Consider the following 802-nt stretch of genomic DNA (forward strand, 5'->3'; position numbering starts at 1 on the left):
CTGGCCGCCGCAGCCTGCCCGAGCACCAAGCTTGGCAAGACCGCCTGGTCGCCCTGCCCGCGGCCGACCGCACCGAGTTTGAACGCGTGATCCGCGGTGAACTGCCCGCCGGCTGGCAGGATGTGTTGCTCGATTACAAGCGGCGCGCCCATGAGTCGCCGACGGTGCCCAGTGGCATCTTTCTGTCCGGCGAGATCAACGATTTGCTCGCCCCGGTGCTGCCCGAGCGTGTCGTCGGCTGCGCCGACCTCGAAGCCCCCACCAGCCACAAGCGCAGTCTGCAGGCATTCACCGCCACCGACCGCGCTGGCGCGTATGTGCACTGCGGTGTGCGTGAACATGTCATGGGTGCCATGGCCAACGGCATGGCGGCCCACGGCGGCATCATCCCGCTGAGCGTGACCTACCTCGTTTTCTCGGACTACGAACGTCCGGCCATGCGCATGGCCGCACTGATGGGCCTGCCGGTCAAGTTTGTTTTCAGCCACGACTCCATCGGCATCGGCAAGAACGGGCCGACCCACCAGCCGGTGGAAATCCTGGCCTCGCTGCGCGCTATGCCCAACATGTGGGTGATGCGCCCGGCCGACGCTGTTGAAGCGGCTGAATGCTGGGAGGTGGCGCTGGCCCATAGACGCGGGCCCGTGAGCTTGGTATTCGCGCGCCAGAGTCTGCCGCTGGTTCGCCCGGTGCATACGTCCGAGAACCGCTGCGCCCGCGGCGGCTATGTACTGCACGAGGCAGAGGCGGGTCCACGGCTGGTGACGCTACTGGCTACCGGCTCCGAGGTGGCGCTGGCAGT

1 pseudogene is annotated in these 802 nt (G+C 67.2%); it reads left to right on the forward strand.

Going from position 1 to position 802, the window contains the following annotated elements:
• Positions 1-802: pseudogene (locus tag QZH66_RS17410) on the forward strand (transketolase); the annotation flags it as partial.

The sequence above is a fragment of the Stenotrophomonas sp. YIM B06876 genome (assembly GCF_030711595.1).
Lineage (GTDB): Bacteria > Pseudomonadota > Gammaproteobacteria > Xanthomonadales > Xanthomonadaceae > Stenotrophomonas.